This is a genomic window from Acidobacteriota bacterium, assembly GCA_016208495.1.
Lineage (GTDB): Bacteria > Acidobacteriota > Blastocatellia > Chloracidobacteriales > Chloracidobacteriaceae > JACQXX01.
Window position 1 is genome coordinate 62,796 of the sequence record JACQXX010000088.1, and the last position, 17,675, is coordinate 80,470.

Consider the following 17,675-nt stretch of genomic DNA (forward strand, 5'->3'; position numbering starts at 1 on the left):
AGGGTTGATTACTGAAAGCTGGGTATGCAGGGGCTTCGGGATTGGTCTCAGGAGGGAAGTCTCTGCACGTCCCCATATTATACAGGCATCCGAAGGCTGGCAAGGAATCCATTCATCTGGCATTGTGCCTGATGGCGCTGGCATTTGCCATTTCCAGCAAAGATCAGTACAAGAAGGACACACCAGTTCTTCATCTTGAGACACGCTCCATTTTTCCATGCTGCGAACCATTTGTTTTTTTCTGTTGCTTTCGCTTGGTTCAACCCAGGCACTGTTTCCACAACTACTCCGGGCTCAAACCAACCCTGGAATCAAAACCATTTCCAATCCGGTCCGGGCACGAAATGGAATGGCGGTTTCCACCAGTCCGATTGCTTCCCAAATTGGCGTGGACATCCTCAAACGCGGAGGAAACGCCATTGATGCCGCGATTGCCATGGCGTTTGGGCTGCAAGTGACCTACCCATCAGCCGGAAATATTGGTGGTGGCGGGTTTATGTTGATCCGAATGGCTGATGGCCGGGCGACTGCGATTGATTTTCGTGAAACCGCTCCGGCGGCGGCTACTCCGGAGGTGTATCTCGACAAGAATGGAAATGTGATTCCCGAAGCCTCAACGGTTGGGCTGCGGGCCGTGGCTGTGCCTGGGACTGTAGCCGGGCTGGCACTGGCCCATCAAAAATTTGGCACCCGGAAATGGGCTGAACTGCTTGACCCGGCCTGCCGCGTGGCGAAAAAAGGCTTCCAGCTTGGCTATGGCGTGGTGCGCTCGCTGGCCCGCAAGCAAAAGACCCTGGAACGATTTCCCGAATCTCGCCGCATTTACTTGAAAAATGGACAGTTATGGAATGAATTCGACCTGTTTCAACAGCCCGAACTGGCTACAACACTGGCCCGGATTCGCGACCAGGGGCCACGTGAATTTTATGAGGGAAAAACCGCCCAACTCATCGTGGCTGAAATGAAGCGGGGCAATGGGTTGATTACACTGGCGGATTTGAAAGCCTACAAGCCGGTTGAGCGCGATGTATTGCGCGGCACCTATCGCGGGTATGAAGTCCTCACTATGCCGCCGCCGAGTTCGGGCGGCGTGGCACTCCTGGAAATGCTCAATACCCTCGAAAACCGCACGTTGACGCCAGATGATGCGGGTTCGTCAGAGACAATTCATTTGATGGTCGAAACCATGCGTCGGGCCTTTGCTGACCGGGCGGAATACCTGGGCGATCCTGACTTTATCAAAGTTCCGGTAACCACTTTGACTTCAAAGAAATATGCGGTTGATCTGTTCCATTCAATCAATCTTGAGAAAGCCACCGCAAGCGATCAGATCCAACCAGGGAATGTCACTATCTCTGAATCAAAGGAAACAACGCACTTCACGGTGGTTGACAAGGCTGGGAATGCCGTGAGTTGTACTTTTACCCTCAACGGCTCGTATGGCAGCGGTCTGACGGTCACCGGCGGCGGCTTTTTACTCAACAATGAAATTGATGATTTTGCTGTCAAAGTGGGCGTGCCCAACGAATATAAACTGATTCAGAAAGAAGCCAACCTGATTGCGCCGCACAAACGCCCGCTGTCTTCGATGACTCCCACGATTGTGCTCAAAGATGGAAATCTGTTTTGTACGGTTGGGAGTCCGGGCGGGCCGACCATCATCAACACGGTGCTCCAGGTGATTGTCAACGTGATTGACTTCAAGATGAATATCCAGGAGGCGATTGATGTTCCGCGTTTTCATCACCAGTGGCTGCCGGACCAGATTGAATTTGAACCCCGAGTCTTTTCGATGGATGTTCGGCGGGCGCTCCAGCAACGCGGGCACAGCCTGAACGAGCGCACCGAAATCATTGGCGATGCCCACGCGATTTTGATCGAACCGGAAACCGGCGTGCGGTTAGGTGCCGCAGATCCTCGTAATTTCGGGAAAGCTGCCGGGTATTGAAAGCCGGGTTCCGGGAAAAGACGAAAAGGACGAAAAGGACATAAAGGACAAAAATTCGAAAACCCTGAACCCTGAACCCTGAACCCTGAACCCTGAACCCTGAACCCTGAACCCTGAACCCTGAACCCTGAACCCTGAACCCTGAACCCTGAACCCTAAATCACGGTATCGTGCTGGCTTGAAAGCTGTTCAAGAAACCGGGCACAGAGTTGTTCAAAGTGGCCTTTTGGCACTTTATCAAGTTCCAGGTGCAGGCGTTGGGTGACTGGTTCAAGCTGGTGTTCCTGTTCGTCAGCAATGGCTTCGACCGCCTGGGAAATGTTCGTGGCATCCTTTTTGACACCCATCACCGTGGCCTGAATCGTGCGCGCTACACTTTTGATGAGCGATTTGGACTGGTTCAAGGCCGCGAAAAAGGCATGTTCGACCGGGCTGATGCGGGTTTGTTCACACACTTTGTCAATCGTCTTGCGCACGTGCTCGGGGCTGTGTGGACCAACCGGGGCACAGAGTCCTTCCTGGAGCGCATAATCTGCCAGATACCAGCGATGATAGAGGTGGCTGGCCCGATCCAGGGTTTTTTTCCAGCGCAGAAAGAACAACAATCTCCGAAAAATCCATTTCAGCGGATAGAGCAGGATTTTTCCAAGACATCCAAGCAAGCAGCCTTCGTCCGGGTCTTCACCCAGTGTTTTGGCTTCTTCCGAAGTCAGTTTGTAATTGCGCCGAATTGCAATTTTACGAATACACCTTCGTTGAAAATAGGCTTTGACCAGATCGTCCACAAAGGGAATCGGGATCAGTGGCGTGAGCCCACTCAAAATCACGTGGGTCAAAATCAAATCCTGGTTTGAACTGTCTGGCGTTGGTTTGCAAGGTGGTGGAGTCAGTGCGTCAGGCATATTTTTTTAGGGCTGAAAACTTCTTCGGAAAACACTCAGGCTTGTTTGGGCGACCGGGAGTATAATCCAAGCCAGTTCAATTCTTTGCAAGAAAATTCATCAGAAGGATGGTTGCTATGACCGAACGCATACGGATTTTTATCACTGGCGCTTCGGGGTTTGTTGGAACACACCTCATTCGTGCCCTGGCTGCCAACCAGATTGAAGTCATTGGATTAAGCCGGGGGAAAGGTCGCAGTGATGGTCTCGTGCGGTGGGTTCAGGGAACATCCAGTGAGCCGGGTGACTGGCAAAAGGAAATTGACGGATGCCACGCAGTGATCAATCTCGCTGGTGAACCCGTCGTGGGAAAACGCTGGAGTCCTGAAGTCAAACAGCGCATTCGGAACAGCCGCGTGAAAACGACAAATTGTGTCGTGGATGCAATCGAGCGTGCCAAAATACGCCCGTCAGTGTTGATTTCGGCTTCAGCCGTTGGCCTGTATCCCAAAAATCTGGAAACGGCGATGGATGAAAACACCCCTCCGGCAGATGATTTTTTAGGCGAAGTGTGTCAGGAATGGGAACGGGCGGCACAGCGGGTTGAATCACTCAAAGTGCGACTGGTGCTGCTTCGAATTGGCGTGGTTTTGGGGCTCGAAGGCGGCGCGCTGGCGCAGATGCTGACACCGTTTAAGTTTGGGGTTGGTGGTCCAGTTGGAAGCGGGAAACAGTGGTTTCCCTGGATTCATATTGACGATGTTGTCGAATTGATTGTGTTTAGTCTGAATAACGGGCAGGTTCGAGGACCGGTCAATTGTGTGGCGCCCAACCCGGTGCGAATGGGGGAGTTTACCTCTGAACTGGGCCGTGCGCTGCATCGCCCGGCGATTTTGCCCGTGCCAGGATTTGCCGTGCAGCTTTTATTTGGGGAGTCTGCCAGCGTGGTCCTGGATGGTCAGCGAGTTACGCCGGCGGTGGCTGAGAAGGTGGGCTACAAATTTCGCTTCCCGAAACTCGATGAAGCCCTCGGAAATCTGGTCGGGTGAATCGAGAATGAAGAAGTGGTGAGTGGTGAGTGGTGAGTGGTTAGGGACTGTAAAAATACAACTTCCCGTTTTTATCGAAAGTCACCCGGAGAGATCCAATTTCAGAACAGGAAACCACGAAATACACGAAAAACACGAAAAAGAAATCCAAAGACTTCAATGGGGTCTGAGCTTTTGTCAGGCGGTTTAGTCAATCGGTTACGGTCGGCTTCACTGATTGGCCGTCCTTTGTTGTCAAGGGTGTACATTCCTCCCTTGCTATCTAAATAAAAGGACAGCATCCCGGTTTGGCCATATTTGACCGGCACACCGGAAAGCTCATACCGGCTTCGATCTTCACTGACCTTCAGTTCAAACAGATATCCCTGGCGGCCAGGCCGTGATTCATCAGATCCAAAAATATAGCATCCGCTGGAGCGGACCAGTTCGTCCCTGGTTGCAAAGGCTCTGGTTTGGTGGAGAGTCTGGTACATTTGCTGCAATTCACGAATCTTGTAAACCGCTTCCTGAGCCGCTGTTTCATTTTGAACAATATCCAGAAATGCTCCCTGGTCGAGCCTGATTTGATCAACGTACTCTTCAAACTTTCGATTGCGTCCGCTTTCCCAAAGCAAGGTTGCCATCATTGGCTGGAGTTGGAGTTCGAGCAAGCGAAGTCGCCTCATGCTCGCGACATTTTCTTCGGTAACTTGGTGTTGTTGTTCTTTTTGCAAAATTTTGAGCGTCTGGCCCAGAGCATCAATGGTTTTCTGTTTGTCTCCGATGGAGTGATACAACACGATCCTGGCCAGAGATTCAATGAGGTCAGTCGCAAAAACATATGAGAGGTCAGCTCCCACCATCATCTGGAATTGATCTTTGGCCTGTTTCACAATTTTCAAAGCCTGGTTGATGTTCTCAAGGGATTCGGTCCGCAACCCAAGACGAGCCTGTGCACTCGCCATTCCTGCCAGAAGTCCCATTTCAGTATATTGATTACCGAATGATGGCTCCTCAGGATTATTAAGCCCCAGTTGTTGCTGCTCAAACTGAACTGTTTTGAAGGTCGTCAACCCTTGGGTGAACATGTCGAGGGCTTTTTGGTGCTGGTCGAGGTTTTGATAAAGACACCCGGCATTGATAAATGCCCTCACGGCAATGAACTGCATCTGTGGATCCATTTGGGGGACAAGGTTGATAAGTCCCTGGGCAAGTTCAAGAGCTTTGGCTGGTTCATTGATTTCACCGAAATAGTCAATTAAAAGAAGGGTTGTATCCACCATCAAATAGGGGTCAGTTGCTACTGAAACCGCAATTCCTTGCTGGTAACTATCAACTGCTTTTGAGACATCACCTTGTTTCCGGTACAAATCACCAATCTGCCGCAAGGTCAAAACTACCTGGTGAAAATCTTTCAGTTCCCGATAGAGTTGAAGTTTTTTGAAGCCGGTTTCAAGGATTTGAGGAATCTCAGTTTCCGGGTCATAGTCCAATCCCAGGCTGTGCCAGGCGTCAGCTTCTTTCTGTTTGTCATGGTTGGCCTGGAAGATTCGAATGATTTCCTGATGCAACTCTCTGACTTTTTGAGGATCTTTCATGGAGTAGTCATAGATTTGGGTCAGTTCCTGCAACAATTCCGCTTCACTTACATAATCGTTGGTTTCCTGATAGATTGCGCGAATTTGACCATAATGGTTGATTCTCTGCTGAGTAACCTCCCGGCTTGACTCCCAGCTACTATTCGCCAGTGCATAAAGTGTTGTGGCAATTTGAGATTTGTTGCCCACCGCCTGCCAGAGTGCCAGTGATTCTGTAAGCGCGGTTTTTGATTTTTCACGGTCAAATGATTTATAGCTGCACCCAAGAAGGTATCGGGTCAAAGCTTCCCCAGATTTGTCCTCAACCTGGCGCCAGACTGGCAGTGCCTGCTGTAAAACTGAGACCGCTTCTTCCTGGGTATCGCCGTGCATCAACAAGGTGCTGCCTTTGGCAACCAATTGTTCGGCCTTGAGCCGCTCCAAATCACGTTGAGACGGGTGGTGAATAATTTCGGCTGATATCCGATAGAGCCCAGCATGGTTAAATCCGGTTGCTGTCACTGAAATCTGATATTTCTCCGCTGTATTTGCCAAATAAGACAGGTATTCAGTGCCAGTATTCTGATTCCATAAAGTAAATGCGTGATGGGTGATATTGATAGCCTCAAGGCACTTATTCTTTGAATTGAATAACGCCACTTCAACATCAATTCCATCTTGTTCAACCACCACATGCAGCAACTCACCCTTGTTGAGTGAAAAGACAATCCGATGCTGTTCTTCAGAAGCAATTTTAAATTTAGCTGGTGTGCCTGGAGTCACTTGCTGGTCAATCTGTGTTTTAGGTTGGAATGTGGCAACGTATGTTTCAGACAACTCGCGGCCATAACTGGTGACAGTGCCAAATAAATTGATAAAAACAACCAGGAGCGATATTTGTATAAAATAGAAGGCTCTTTTCATACCTGGAGAAATCCTTTCACTTGCTGATCTGGAAAAGCAGTTTGAGGGTGATTTGGGGGAGCAATCAGATTTCAGGCGATGTTCACAAGACAGCCCAAATGATCTGGACCCCCGTTGTGCTTTTCTTTTTGCAATCAGGGTGCCAGATGAATAAGTTGCTTTCTGTGAATGAGTTGAGTTGTGGTTTAATTTCTTGGGTGGCGGATTTAAGACGAGGTTAAATTTTATCTGGTCAAAATTAAACCAAAAGTAAATAAGACAGGGTTCAGTCGTTTAAAAATACAAAAGCCCTGCCTGGCACCAGCCAGGCAGGGCTTTTTGATTAGGGGAATACAACTTGGCTCTGATTTAGGTGCCGAGTTCCCAGCTATTGATGTACTCGACCATTTCTGGGGTCAGGGTATCAATTTTGACGCCCATGGCTTCGAGTTTGAGCGAAGCAATTTCCTGGTCAACTTCACCGGGCAGCACGTGCAACTGGTTGGCCAGTTTGCCTTCGTTTTTCTTGAGGTATTCAGCGGAGAGTGCCTGGTTGGCAAAGCTCATATCCATCACACTGGCCGGGTGGCCTTCGGCGGCGGCGAGGTTGACCAGACGGCCTTCGCCGAGCACGATGACGCGGTTGCCGGTTTCGGTGACGACATATTCGTCCACAAATTGCCGGACTGACCGTACGTCAGATGACATTTCCTTGAGTGCCACGAGGTTCAGTTCGAGGTCAAAGTGACCGGAGTTGCACACAATCGCGCCATCTTTCATCACTGAAAAATGTGGCACGTCAATCACGTGCCGGTTGCCGGTGACGGTGATAAAGATATCGCCGACTTTGGCAGCTTCGGCAATCGGCATCACGCGGAAGCCTTCCATGACCGCTTCAATCGCTTTAATCGGGTTGATTTCGCAAACGATGACATTGGCGCCCATGCCACGAGCGCGCATGGCCACGCCTTTTCCGCACCAGCCAAAGCCAACCACGACGATATTGCGACCAGCGAGCAGGATGTTGGTCGCGCGGATCACGCCATCGAGTGTGGATTGACCTGTCCCATAGCGGTTGTCAAAGAAGTGTTTGGTCTGGGCATCGTTGACCGCAATCACCGGGAAGGGCAGTACACCCGCCAGTTGCATGGCCTTGAGGCGCTGCAAACCAGTGGTGGTTTCTTCGGTGCTGCCAATGATTTCCGGGAGCAGTTCACGGCGTTCCTTGAGCACGGTTGACACCACGTCACCACCGTCGTCAATGACAATGTGTGGTCGGTGATCGAGGGCAATATTCACATGCTGGTTGTATGTTTCAATGGATTCACCCTTGCGGGCAAAGACTGGAATCCCAAAGTCAACCACCAGGGACGCCGCCACGTCATCCTGGGTTGAAAGTGGATTGGAGGCAATCAGCACGGCATCGGCGCCGCCAGCTTTGAGCGTGCGGGCGAGGTTGGCGGTTTCAGTGGTCACGTGGCAGCAGGCCACGATGCGAAGTCCATCCAGGGGGCGTTCTTGGGCAAACCGCTCGCGAATCAGGCGCAGAACAGGCATTTCACGTTCGGCCCATTCAATCCGCTTGAGCCCCTGTGGCGCCAGCGACAAATCGGCGACATCATAATTCTTAACAGGAACAGTGCTGCTCATAGATCTCCTTAAAAAGTAAAAAAGTCAGTAGTCAGTAGTCAGTAGTCAGTAGTCAGTAGTCAGTAGCTGAGTGTTGGGGGGGAGTTCTCTGTCAAGTCTATTTGGTTCTTTTTGAACTATTTGCAAAGAGTTCTTTTCAAGGTCTTTACAAACTGCAATACCTGGGTTTGGTCTACTGACTACTGACTGATCAACTACTGACTACTGACTACTGACTAAAAGATTACAGCCCGGCGTCTTGACGCAGAATCTCAGCTTTGTCGGTGCGTTCCCAGGTAAAGCTGCTTTCGGTGCGTCCAAAGTGACCGAAGGTTGAGGTTGGCAGGTAGATTGGACGTCGCAGGTCGAGCGTTTCGATGATGCCTTTCGGCGTCAACTGGAAGTGCTCGCGAACCAGACCCGAAAGCTTGTCTTCGTCAATTTTGCTGGTGCCAAACGTTTCGACATACACCGAAACCGGTTCGGCCACACCAATGGCATACGCCAACTGAACCTGACATTTATCGGCAATCCCGGCGGCAACGATATTTTTGGCAACGTGGCGCGCCATATACGTCGCGGACCGATCCACCTTTGTCGGATCCTTGCCCGAGAAGGCACCTCCGCCGTGCGGCGCGTAGCCTCCATAGGTATCCACAATGATCTTGCGACCGGTGAGCCCGGTGTCGCCCTGTGGGCCACCAACCACAAACCGACCGGTTGGGTTGATGTGATACTTGGTGTTTTTATCAATCAAATGGCCGGGAACGGTGTTTTTGATGACGTGCTCCAGAATATCGCGACGCAGGGTGTCAGTTGAAGTCGCATCACTGTGCTGGGTTGAGATTACAACCGCATCCACCCGGGTCGGGCGACCGTTGCGATATTCAACCGTCACCTGTGATTTCCCATCCGGACGCAGGTACTCAAGCAATCCTTCCCGGCGGACGTTGGACAGGCGACGGGTCAACTGGTGAGCCAGTTGGATCGGAAGCGGCATCAACTCTGGGGTTTCGTTGCAGGCAAATCCGAACATCAATCCCTGGTCGCCAGCACCACCGGTGTCAACGCCCATGGCAATATCGGGTGATTGCGAATTGATGGTGGAAATAACGGCACAGGTATGAAAGTCAAAGCCGTAGGATGCGTCAGTATATCCGACGTGTTCCACGACGCGGCGGGCGACTTTCGGGAAATCCACAAAACTGGTGGTGGTGATTTCACCCGCGATTAAAACCAGACCAGTGGCCAAAAGGGTTTCGCATGCAACGCGACCCATTGGGTCTTCGCGCAAGACTTCATCAAGAATGGCGTCAGAAATCTGATCCGCCATCTTATCGGGATGGCCTTCGGTAACAGACTCTGAAGAGAATAGAAAATTTCCGTGACTGCTCAAGCGACGTCCTCCAAAAAATAACTGAGTGGGATTCCTCAAGAGGGTATGAATGCGGAGTGAGAAATCCATTGAGGGTTGGGATAGCTGAAAAAATGAATTTTTTCAGACCGCGCAAACTATACAATAAGGCTCGGGGTGTCAAACAGATTTTGGGAAAGTAAGGTGAACTTGTTATGCGGGAATAGGTTAGCCTGGATTAAATTCCCGGAAAGTACGAGTGGGGGGCTGCATTTTTTTAAGGATTCGGCAAGTACGGTTGGTGTGCTTAGAGGCGTTTGATTTCGCTCAGGCGACCAATATCCATTGAGATCTTTTGATCATCGGTTGGCCGGTTGTAAATATCCGTGAATTTTGCATTCCAGGTGATTTCATCAAATTTGTAGGATGACCGGGCATGAACAATCTGGGAAAATGTCTCTTCGATGCCCTGAAGCAAGATCAAAAATTCCGCATCCGAATCTTCCAAATCCTGGGCCGTCAGTCCATGGAGCGGGCTCTGGTTGTCAATTGGATGCACAATGGTCCAGCTCAACGGAAAAAAGATTACTTTTCCACGTTCGAGTGGGAGCAGATGAAAGCGGCGGACCTGTCGTCCGTTCTCCATTTCAAACCGACTGAGCAGCACTTTGGCTTCGACTTCAATGAGTTGGTTACTGCGAGCGTTTGCAATGCGAAATTCAAAGGCTGTTCCATCTTGATAAGGGGCAATGATGGCGTGCGTGCTGAAGAGAATTTTGGCCGACGGGCGTGAAAACCGGGCAAATACGACACCTGTGACCAGTGCAATTCCAAGCAGGCCGGTGAACGCTTCGACCGTCACCACAATGTTGGCTGCCAGCCCAATCGGGTTGACATGTCCGTACCCAATCGTGCCCAGCGTTTGAACACTGAAAAAGAAAGCATTCAAAAACGCGTTGTGGGTCATCATGTTGTCGGGAAGACTCAGGGCATGTGGGCCACACACCACATATAAACAAGCAAAAAAAGCATTTGTCCCGAGGTAAAAGAGCATGACGGCGCCAAAAAACCTGGGCCAACTGAGCGTCAAGAGCGTGTGGTACAGACTGAGTGACGTCCAAAAGTTCAACCCAGTGCGCTTGACATTAAAACTTCCATCGGGGTTGAGAAGCCGCTGGCGGCTTTCACGTGTGACAATGCTGCCAAACCCCAAATCACGAATTTCTTCATCTGGGGGCGGTGGGGAGGGTGGTTGAAGCATAAATGGAATGAAATAAAGAGATGATGGGCTCAAAAAGTGACACAATGAGTTTGGCGGAAGAAGCCGGGAATCGAAAACAATGTCGCCGGGTTTCACATCTGCAAACCCGAATTTTCAACGCATACATCTTGATACTGCCGGCAAGAATCAATTTACAGTCAGTCTGGGCTTGGAGTTGGAATGGGAGTCGAAAGTGGGTTTCAATCAAAACCCCAAACCCCAAACCCCACAACCCTGAACCCGCAACCCTGAACCCCCAAACCGGTTTCTTCAACCTGAAGAAAATTGACGCAAACTGAAGTTTTCGAACGGTCATGTGGTATCTTGAGCTTGACATAGTAAGTATTCCTGTTGAATATAGCGCATCGTGCTTGTACGAGGTCAACAGACTCGGCCCGCAAGGGCCGGGCTTGAGTCGCGTACCCACGACGCCATCCTGCCGGATGGCCCACCGTGGTTGCATTGGCTCAAGCTCCGGTTGACCAGACCCCCGTGCAAATCACGGGAACCGATTGGGAAGAATCGATAGGTACCGGCGGATACCGCCTCAGTCCGCTGCTCTACGGTGGCCGGTTAAACAGGCATGGGAGTCAGTGCCGGTGCCGGTCACGGCAAACCTTCCCCAATCCGGTCGGGAGGAGGACGGATTCAACCGACGGTGACAGTCCGGTTGATACGCGCTACTCTCCGCAAGGAGAAGTTTGAGGTATTTTTTACCTCAAGAAAGAAAGTGGATGGGGTTACCTTCCTCCACTTTCTTTTTCCCTCGTAACACACAAGGAGCGGCGTTTCCTCCCGGCCCTCAAGGACCGGGTCTCCACGCCGAAGATAGGATGAACACATTGCCTTACCCAAGCCTCGTCAGTCATTAAATTCCAGGTTGCTACCCTACACCCTAACCAACAAGGCATCATATATTTAGCGCCTCGGAACGGTTTCGGAAACTGGCCGCAGATCCAGCCGAATCCTTTCTGATTGACGGACGAATTTGCATTTCGTGGCTTCCACCACGCAAGGAGAATAGAACAACATGCGACCTATTAAGCACGCCGAGAAGGCATTGACCAAGATTGCCGGTGGGCTCTTCAATGCTATTCAATCTGTCAACAAATACAGGCCTGCTCCTTCCTTCACCCCGAAATGGTCCGACAAACCGATTCCAAAATCCTGGCAAAAAACCAAGCCGACGCTTGGATGGCCACGAACCACTGATTCGCTGTGCCCCCGATGCGTGATCGAAGCTCGCGAGCAGATCATCAAGGGCGATAAAGATTACACCGTGCTGATCAATGAAAAGGTCGGTGAAATCAAAGCCCAGATCGTGAAGCGTGGCAATGAAGTTTGGATGGAGAAGGAATGCCCAATCCATGGCAAATATGAAGATTTGATGGCCATTGACGCCGAGTTCTTGGGCAAAATCGAGTCCATGTTCCCAGGTCGTGACATTGATGCTCACAACGACGACAAGCTGCACAATCACGGCACCAGCACCATCAAGCACGGACGTGGTTCAGTTCTGACCATTGACTTGACCAACCGCTGCAACATGATGTGCGACCCGTGCTTTATGGACGCCAACCAGGTTGGCTTCGTCCATGAACTCTCGCTCGAAGACATCAAGGAAGTCCTCGACAACGCAATTTCCATCAAGCCCCGTCGCCAGATGTCGGTTCAGTTCTCAGGCGGCGAACCCACCCTCTCGCCACACTTCTTTGAAGCCATCGAATACTCACGCAAATTGGGCTATAACAGTGTCCAGGCTGCGACCAACGGGATTGAATTCGCCAAGAGCAAAGAATTTTGCCGCAAGGCTGCTGAAGCCGGATTGCGCTATGCCTACCTGCAATTTGACGGAATCGGCAATGACGCCAACAGCCATCGTCAGGTCGGCAACTTGTTTGATGTCAAATTGCGTGCCATCAATAACATGCACGAAGCCGGCATCGAAATTGTGCTTGTGACTACCCTCGTCAACAACGTCAACAATGATCAGGTCGGCCCGGTGATCGAGTTTGCGATGAGCAATCCCAAGAAGATTGCTTTCGTGTCGTTTCAGCCCGTGTCCTTCACTGGTCGTGACGAAGAAGTGACCGATGACCGCCGCTTTATGCAGCGCTACACGCTGTCACATCTGGCCCACGACGTGAAGAAACAGGTCGGCATCACTGAACCCACCCGCGATTGGTTCCCGATTTCGATTATGGGCACCATTGCTGACTTTGCGGATCTGGCTCACGGCCCACAGGCTGAATTTGGTCACTTGAGCTGCGGCTGCCACCCGAATTGCGGTGTTGGTACGGCGCTGATGATCAACAAGGAAACCAAGGAAATGGCCCCGGTGCCACAGTTCCTGAACGTGCCACAGTTCCTCAAGGACATGACCAAGGTGACTGATGCTGGTCGCAGCAAGAAGTTTTCAAACCTCATGATCGGTCTGGCCCTGCTCAAGAACTATGACCCATACGGTGCTCCGACCAGCCTGAGCCTGTTTGACCTGTTGAAGAAATTTGACAAGTCGCTTGGTTTGACTGGCCGCAACTATGGTCGCGTAGACGGCAAGCGCACCATGGAAGATATCGTCAAGCGTCGCCAGGATCCATGGAACTTCCTCTTTATTGCCGGTATGTGGTTCCAGGATCTGTTCAACTATGATTTCCGCCGAACGGAAATGTGCATCATTCCTTATGGAACGCAGGAAGGTGAAATTTCCTTCTGTGCTTACAACACCGGGGTCGGCTGGCGCAATATCCTCGAAGATATGCACCAGAATGCCAAGGTGGCCGAATGGTACAAAAAACATGGCCGTCACGAAATCTTTGCGAAGAATGCTGATGTGCCGCTCGAAACCACTGAGCACCACCTGATTATCAATGAAGATCACGCCGCTCGCGTCCGTGACCGTTCAGATGCTGTTCCAATGACAGCGGCTGAAGAAAAAGCGATGATGCGCAAACTCTTCAATGAAAAGGTTCTCGGTCAGAAGAGCCCCGAAGGCAAACTGGTTCAGCTTGGCCGCAATAAAGCCAAAAAAGTACAGGAAGAACCGGTTGGCGCTGGTGTTCCACCAAAACCACCTGAAACTCTGTAAGCTGATTTTTGCCCAGTTGGTCCGTTTAAAACAAAACAGCAGTCAGTGCCCTGGCACTGGCTGCTGTTTTTCTTTTGGGCATCAGATTATAGTCAGGTAATCCCAGTTCTGGGAAAAGGACAAAAAGGACAAAAGGGACAAAAAAGGACATAAAAGCAAACCCCCTGACCCCTGACAAGATGACCGATTGACAGGGTGACAGGGTGACAAGATGATAGAATGACAAAGTGACGAGATAACTCGTTCATTCTTCATTCTTCATTCTTCATTCTTCATTCTTCATTCTTCCTATGTTTTCACTCGCCAGTGATTTTCGCCTTGCCGGGCGAACACTGCTCAGAAATCCAGGCTTTGTCGCGGTCGTCGTCTTGACGCTGGCTATGGGGATTGGTGCGAACACCGCTATTTTTTCGGTGGTCAATGCGTTGTTGCTCCAGCCGTTGCCATACCAGGAATCTGACCGACTGGCTGTGATTTGGGGGTACAACCCTCCAAAAATTGAGGATCGAAATGTGATCTCGCCATTTGTGTTTCGCTTTTATCGCGAACATATGGCGACTTTCGAACAACTGGCCGCTTTTAGTATGCCCAAAGCGACGCTCACGGGTGCCGGCGATCCTGAGGAAGTCCAGCTTCAAATCACAACCGAAAATCTGTTTGGCATGCTTGGGGTAACGGCGCAGCTTGGACGAACTTTTACAATCGAAGACACTCGCCCTGAGGCTGCGTCAGTCGTGGTTCTGAGCCACGAGTTATGGCAAACCCGATTTGGAGGTGACCCGAAAGTCATTGGTCGAAAGGTGTCACTCAACAGTCACCCTACAACCGTGATTGGTGTTATGCCGCCCTACACTCAGTTCAACCTGCTTCCAAATTCCTTCAAATTCCGCCCGGCTCAAGTCTGGCAACCCGTCATTTACAGCGATAGTTTCTACCAGACCCATTTGGGCTATCTGTTTGTGGTTGGCCAGCTCAAGGCTGGTACTTCGCTCAGAACAGCTCAAGACGAACTGGATGCAGTGACCCGGCAACTCTCGGTGCACCATCCTGAGGCCAACACCCGGCGACAGTTTAAGGTTGTGTCACTGCGTGAAGAACTGGTTGGGGCAATTCGACCGGCGTTGTACGCGCTCTTTGGGGCGGTTGGGGTGGTGCTCCTGATTGCCTGTGCCAATGTTGCCAATCTACTGCTGGCCAGAGCCGTTCGCCAAAAACACGAATTTGCCCTTCGCTGCGCGATTGGTGCCAGCCCCTGGCAGGTGTTTCGCCAGTCGTTGATTGAAAGCCTGTTGCTGGCCGGGATGAGTGGTGGGTTGGGGGTGTTGATTGCCCGATGGGCAGTTGATTTTCTGCTGGTGCTCAGCCCGAAAGAAATCCAGTGGCTCAACGTGATCCAGCTTGATCGGCGGGTGCTGGGCTTTACCCTGGTGTTATCGCTGGCAACAGGAATTGGATTTGGGCTGTTTCCAGCACTGGCGGTTGCACGGACCAATCTGGCGAGTGTGCTCAAACAGCAATCCATCACGATTGTTTCACCGCACAATTTCCTTCGGAGCACCTTTCTGGTGGCTCAGATTGCCTTGACAGTGGTCCTGCTGATCATTGCCGGGCTGATGATCCGGAGTTTTCTGCGGATGCGAGCGGTTGACCCTGGATTTGACTCAGCCAATGTGATTACCGCCCGGGTTCAGCTTCCAGGAAGTCGGTACCGGAACCCAGCTCAACGGATTGAATTTTTCAGCCAGTTGATTCAACGGATTCAGGCAATCCCCAACGTGGTCTCGGTTGGGGGCACCAATTCGCTTCCATTCACAGGGGCGCGAATTGAAACCGATTTTGAGATTGCCGAACGCCCCACTCCTTCACCGGGTGAGAACTGGCTTTCCGAGATTGAAATCGTCAGTCCTACCTTTTTCCAGGCGATGGGCATGCCGGTCATTCAGGGGCGCACCTTCTCACCACAGGAAGCGCACATCAAGAGTCAGGCTGTGATGATTAACCAGATGCTTGCCCGCCAGTACTTTGGCGCTGAAAACCCGGTTGGAAAACATCTGGTATTTCGTGAAGCGGACTCAGTGGATACCCTGGAAATTATCGGAGTCGTGGCCGATTCGTGCCATCGAGGACTTGATTGCCCAATTCGTCCAAAATGCTACTGGCCGCATCCACAACTGGTGCTCAATTATATGAGTCTGGTGATTCGGACCAGTGATGATTCAGGGCCGGTGGTGACCGCGATTCGCCGTGAACTGGCCAGCCTGGATGCCGATCTGGCGCTGTCTGAAATCCAGCCGCTTGAAGTCCTGCTGGCTCAATCAATTGCCAAAGCGCGGTTTAGTATGCTGTTGTTTTCAATTTTTGGCGGGTTTGCCCTGGTGGTGGCAGCGATTGGGATTTATGCCGTAATGTCCTACACGGCTGCTGAGCGGACCCGTGAGATTGGGCTTCGGCTGGCGCTTGGCGCACAACCTCTGGATATTGTGAAACTGATTGTCGGCCAGGGAATCAGCCTGACCTGTATCGGGATTGGCCTTGGAATTGCAGTTGCTTTGGGATTAACGCGGTTGTTAACGACGCTGCTCTATTCAGTCAGTGCGAGTGATCCGCTGACGTTTTTTGGTATGGGATTGCTTCTGGTAGCTGTTGCCTGTCTGGCCTGCACCATGCCGGTCCGGCGGGCAATGAAGGTCAATCCCGTTGTGGCCCTGTGGAGTGCAGCGGCTTGACGCTACCGTGGATGCCTGGCAAAGAAGTCCCACACGACATCTGTCGCGTTGAGGTCACGTGATGGCGGTTCGGTGGTGAATCCTTGCGCATCAGGCCAGGGATGTGGGCCATCCACAATCGTATAAAACTCAACTTCGGTTCGATTGCGCCCGCCAGTATACGTCTCGTGGATAACCTTCCCAGTTTGTTGAGTTTGTGGTGTCGGATTGCACCCGGTGAGGTTGATCCACGTCTTGACGCCCAGAGAGGCCGGATTGAAGACAAAGTCACCCGTGGCACGGCCAGTTCCACCGGTGTAAGGTGCGGCCCCGTCGCCAGTCCCATGAATGACGATCAGGGAAAGCGGTTGTGACGGCAGGGTATTTGTACTGTTTAACGGGCCGGCAACCGGACCAATCGCCGCAAAGGTATCGGCCATTTCACACCCCAGACGATAGGCCATCATGGCGCCGTTGGAATGCCCGGTGGCGAAAATTTGATTCGGATCAATGTTGTATCGACCTTTGAGACGTTCAACCAGTTCGCGGATAAACCCGACATCATTGCTGTTTTGGGCCTGGGCCCGGCCACAGCACGTCCAGGCATTCCAGGTTTGGAGAACGCCATCACCGCTGTAGCCATTCGGATAGACCACAATAAAGCCTTCCTCATCAGCTTTTTTCGAGAAAGCCGTTACATTCTCGATATTTTTGGCATTTCCACCGCCGCCGTGAAGCACCACAACCAGCGGGACCGCTTTCTGAGTATTTAATCTGGGCGGAAGGTGCAGTCGGTAACTTCGTTCAACACCTTCAAATTGAAATGATTCGGTAATGGTCGAGCGATTGATTTGCGTGGCTTCCTCCAGACGTTGCCTGAGTCCTGCCCGTCGGTTGCGTTGAGCGGTAACTCCAAGCGCTCCAAGCAGGCAGATCAAAAGGAAGCTCACTCCAAGAAATTGAGAGGATACCCTGACAAAATTGCGCTTCATATATACCTCGTTTGGTTAGTGACTGGTGCTTTGGAACCAGTACCTTCGAAGAATCAGTCACCGGTCACCAGAAATTTTCTTCCAATGAGAGCCCAAACGAGGCAATTTAGTTTTGAAGAAATTTGGAAAAGCGGCGTCAAGTGAACCGCACTCCGAAAGACTCTGAATGTTAGGGACCCAGAAGAAAATAAAATCCCACTGAAATCGGGTTCAGGGTTCAGGGTTCAGGGTTTCGGCGATGAGTTGACTGATCCCACTCAAGATGAAGACTGGGGAACTGGCGGGTACCACTCAACGTGGAGTATCTGG

Annotated in this window: 10 protein-coding genes; 4 read left to right on the top strand and 6 right to left on the bottom strand. The window is 51.3% G+C overall.

What is annotated here, in order from left to right:
* Positions 1–217 precede the first annotated feature (217 nt).
* Complete coding sequence (gene ggt, locus HY774_18215; GenBank protein MBI4750420.1) at positions 218–1,948, top strand: gamma-glutamyltransferase; 1,731 nt, start codon at positions 218–220, stop codon at positions 1,946–1,948.
* Positions 1,949–2,103: 155 nt separating this feature from the next.
* Here the strand turns inward: ggt and HY774_18220 are convergent, their stop codons facing one another.
* Positions 2,104–2,850, bottom strand: coding sequence for a hypothetical protein (locus HY774_18220; protein ID MBI4750421.1), 747 nt, complete (start codon positions 2,848–2,850; stop codon positions 2,104–2,106).
* 116 nt (positions 2,851–2,966) lie between these two features.
* On the opposite strand from HY774_18220, the gene HY774_18225 reads away from it, so the two are divergent.
* Entirely contained in the window at positions 2,967–3,878 is a 912-nt protein-coding gene (locus HY774_18225) for a TIGR01777 family protein (protein ID MBI4750422.1), read from the top strand.
* 101 nt (positions 3,879–3,979) lie between these two features.
* Here HY774_18225 and HY774_18230 read toward each other — a convergent pair whose 3' ends face one another.
* From HY774_18230 to HY774_18245, 4 genes are all read right to left on the bottom strand, one after another.
* Complete coding sequence (locus HY774_18230; protein MBI4750423.1) at positions 3,980–6,358, bottom strand: tetratricopeptide repeat protein; 2,379 nt, start codon at positions 6,356–6,358, stop codon at positions 3,980–3,982.
* A 348-nt stretch (positions 6,359–6,706) separates the two neighbouring features.
* Entirely contained in the window at positions 6,707–7,987 is a 1,281-nt protein-coding gene (locus HY774_18235; GenBank protein MBI4750424.1) for an adenosylhomocysteinase, read from the bottom strand.
* 223 nt (positions 7,988–8,210) lie between these two features.
* Positions 8,211–9,431, bottom strand: a complete 1,221-nt coding sequence (locus HY774_18240) for a methionine adenosyltransferase (GenBank protein ID MBI4750425.1) — start codon at positions 9,429–9,431, stop codon at positions 8,211–8,213.
* Positions 9,432–9,627: 196 nt separating this feature from the next.
* Positions 9,628–10,581, bottom strand: coding sequence for a hypothetical protein (locus HY774_18245; protein MBI4750426.1), 954 nt, complete (start codon positions 10,579–10,581; stop codon positions 9,628–9,630).
* 1,030 nt (positions 10,582–11,611) lie between these two features.
* On the opposite strand from HY774_18245, the gene HY774_18250 reads away from it, so the two are divergent.
* Both HY774_18250 and HY774_18255 read left to right on the top strand, forming a co-directional pair.
* Positions 11,612–13,669 (top strand): radical SAM protein, encoded by a 2,058-nt coding sequence (locus HY774_18250; GenBank protein ID MBI4750427.1) that lies wholly within the window; start codon positions 11,612–11,614, stop codon positions 13,667–13,669.
* A 290-nt stretch (positions 13,670–13,959) separates the two neighbouring features.
* Positions 13,960–16,395, top strand: coding sequence for an ABC transporter permease (locus tag HY774_18255; GenBank protein ID MBI4750428.1), 2,436 nt, complete (start codon positions 13,960–13,962; stop codon positions 16,393–16,395).
* Positions 16,396–16,397: 2 nt separating this feature from the next.
* On the opposite strand, the gene HY774_18260 is transcribed toward HY774_18255, so the two are convergent.
* Positions 16,398–17,366, bottom strand: a complete 969-nt coding sequence (locus HY774_18260) for a prolyl oligopeptidase family serine peptidase (GenBank protein ID MBI4750429.1) — start codon at positions 17,364–17,366, stop codon at positions 16,398–16,400.
* Positions 17,367–17,675 lie beyond the last annotated feature (309 nt).

Coding starts and splice junctions, on each gene's coding strand:
- ggt (MBI4750420.1), top strand. CDS start 218: ATGCTGCGAACCATTTGTTTTTTTCTGTTGCTTTCGCTTGGTTCAACC.
- HY774_18230 (MBI4750423.1), bottom strand. CDS start 6,358: ATGAAAAGAGCCTTCTATTTTATACAAATATCGCTCCTGGTTGTTTTT.
- HY774_18220 (MBI4750421.1), bottom strand. CDS start 2,850: ATGCCTGACGCACTGACTCCACCACCTTGCAAACCAACGCCAGACAGT.
- HY774_18240 (MBI4750425.1), bottom strand. CDS start 9,431: ATGGATTTCTCACTCCGCATTCATACCCTCTTGAGGAATCCCACTCAG.
- HY774_18245 (MBI4750426.1), bottom strand. CDS start 10,581: ATGCTTCAACCACCCTCCCCACCGCCCCCAGATGAAGAAATTCGTGAT.
- HY774_18255 (MBI4750428.1), top strand. CDS start 13,960: ATGTTTTCACTCGCCAGTGATTTTCGCCTTGCCGGGCGAACACTGCTC.
- HY774_18225 (MBI4750422.1), top strand. CDS start 2,967: ATGACCGAACGCATACGGATTTTTATCACTGGCGCTTCGGGGTTTGTT.
- HY774_18250 (MBI4750427.1), top strand. CDS start 11,612: ATGCGACCTATTAAGCACGCCGAGAAGGCATTGACCAAGATTGCCGGT.
- HY774_18235 (MBI4750424.1), bottom strand. CDS start 7,987: ATGAGCAGCACTGTTCCTGTTAAGAATTATGATGTCGCCGATTTGTCG.
- HY774_18260 (MBI4750429.1), bottom strand. CDS start 17,366: ATGAAGCGCAATTTTGTCAGGGTATCCTCTCAATTTCTTGGAGTGAGC.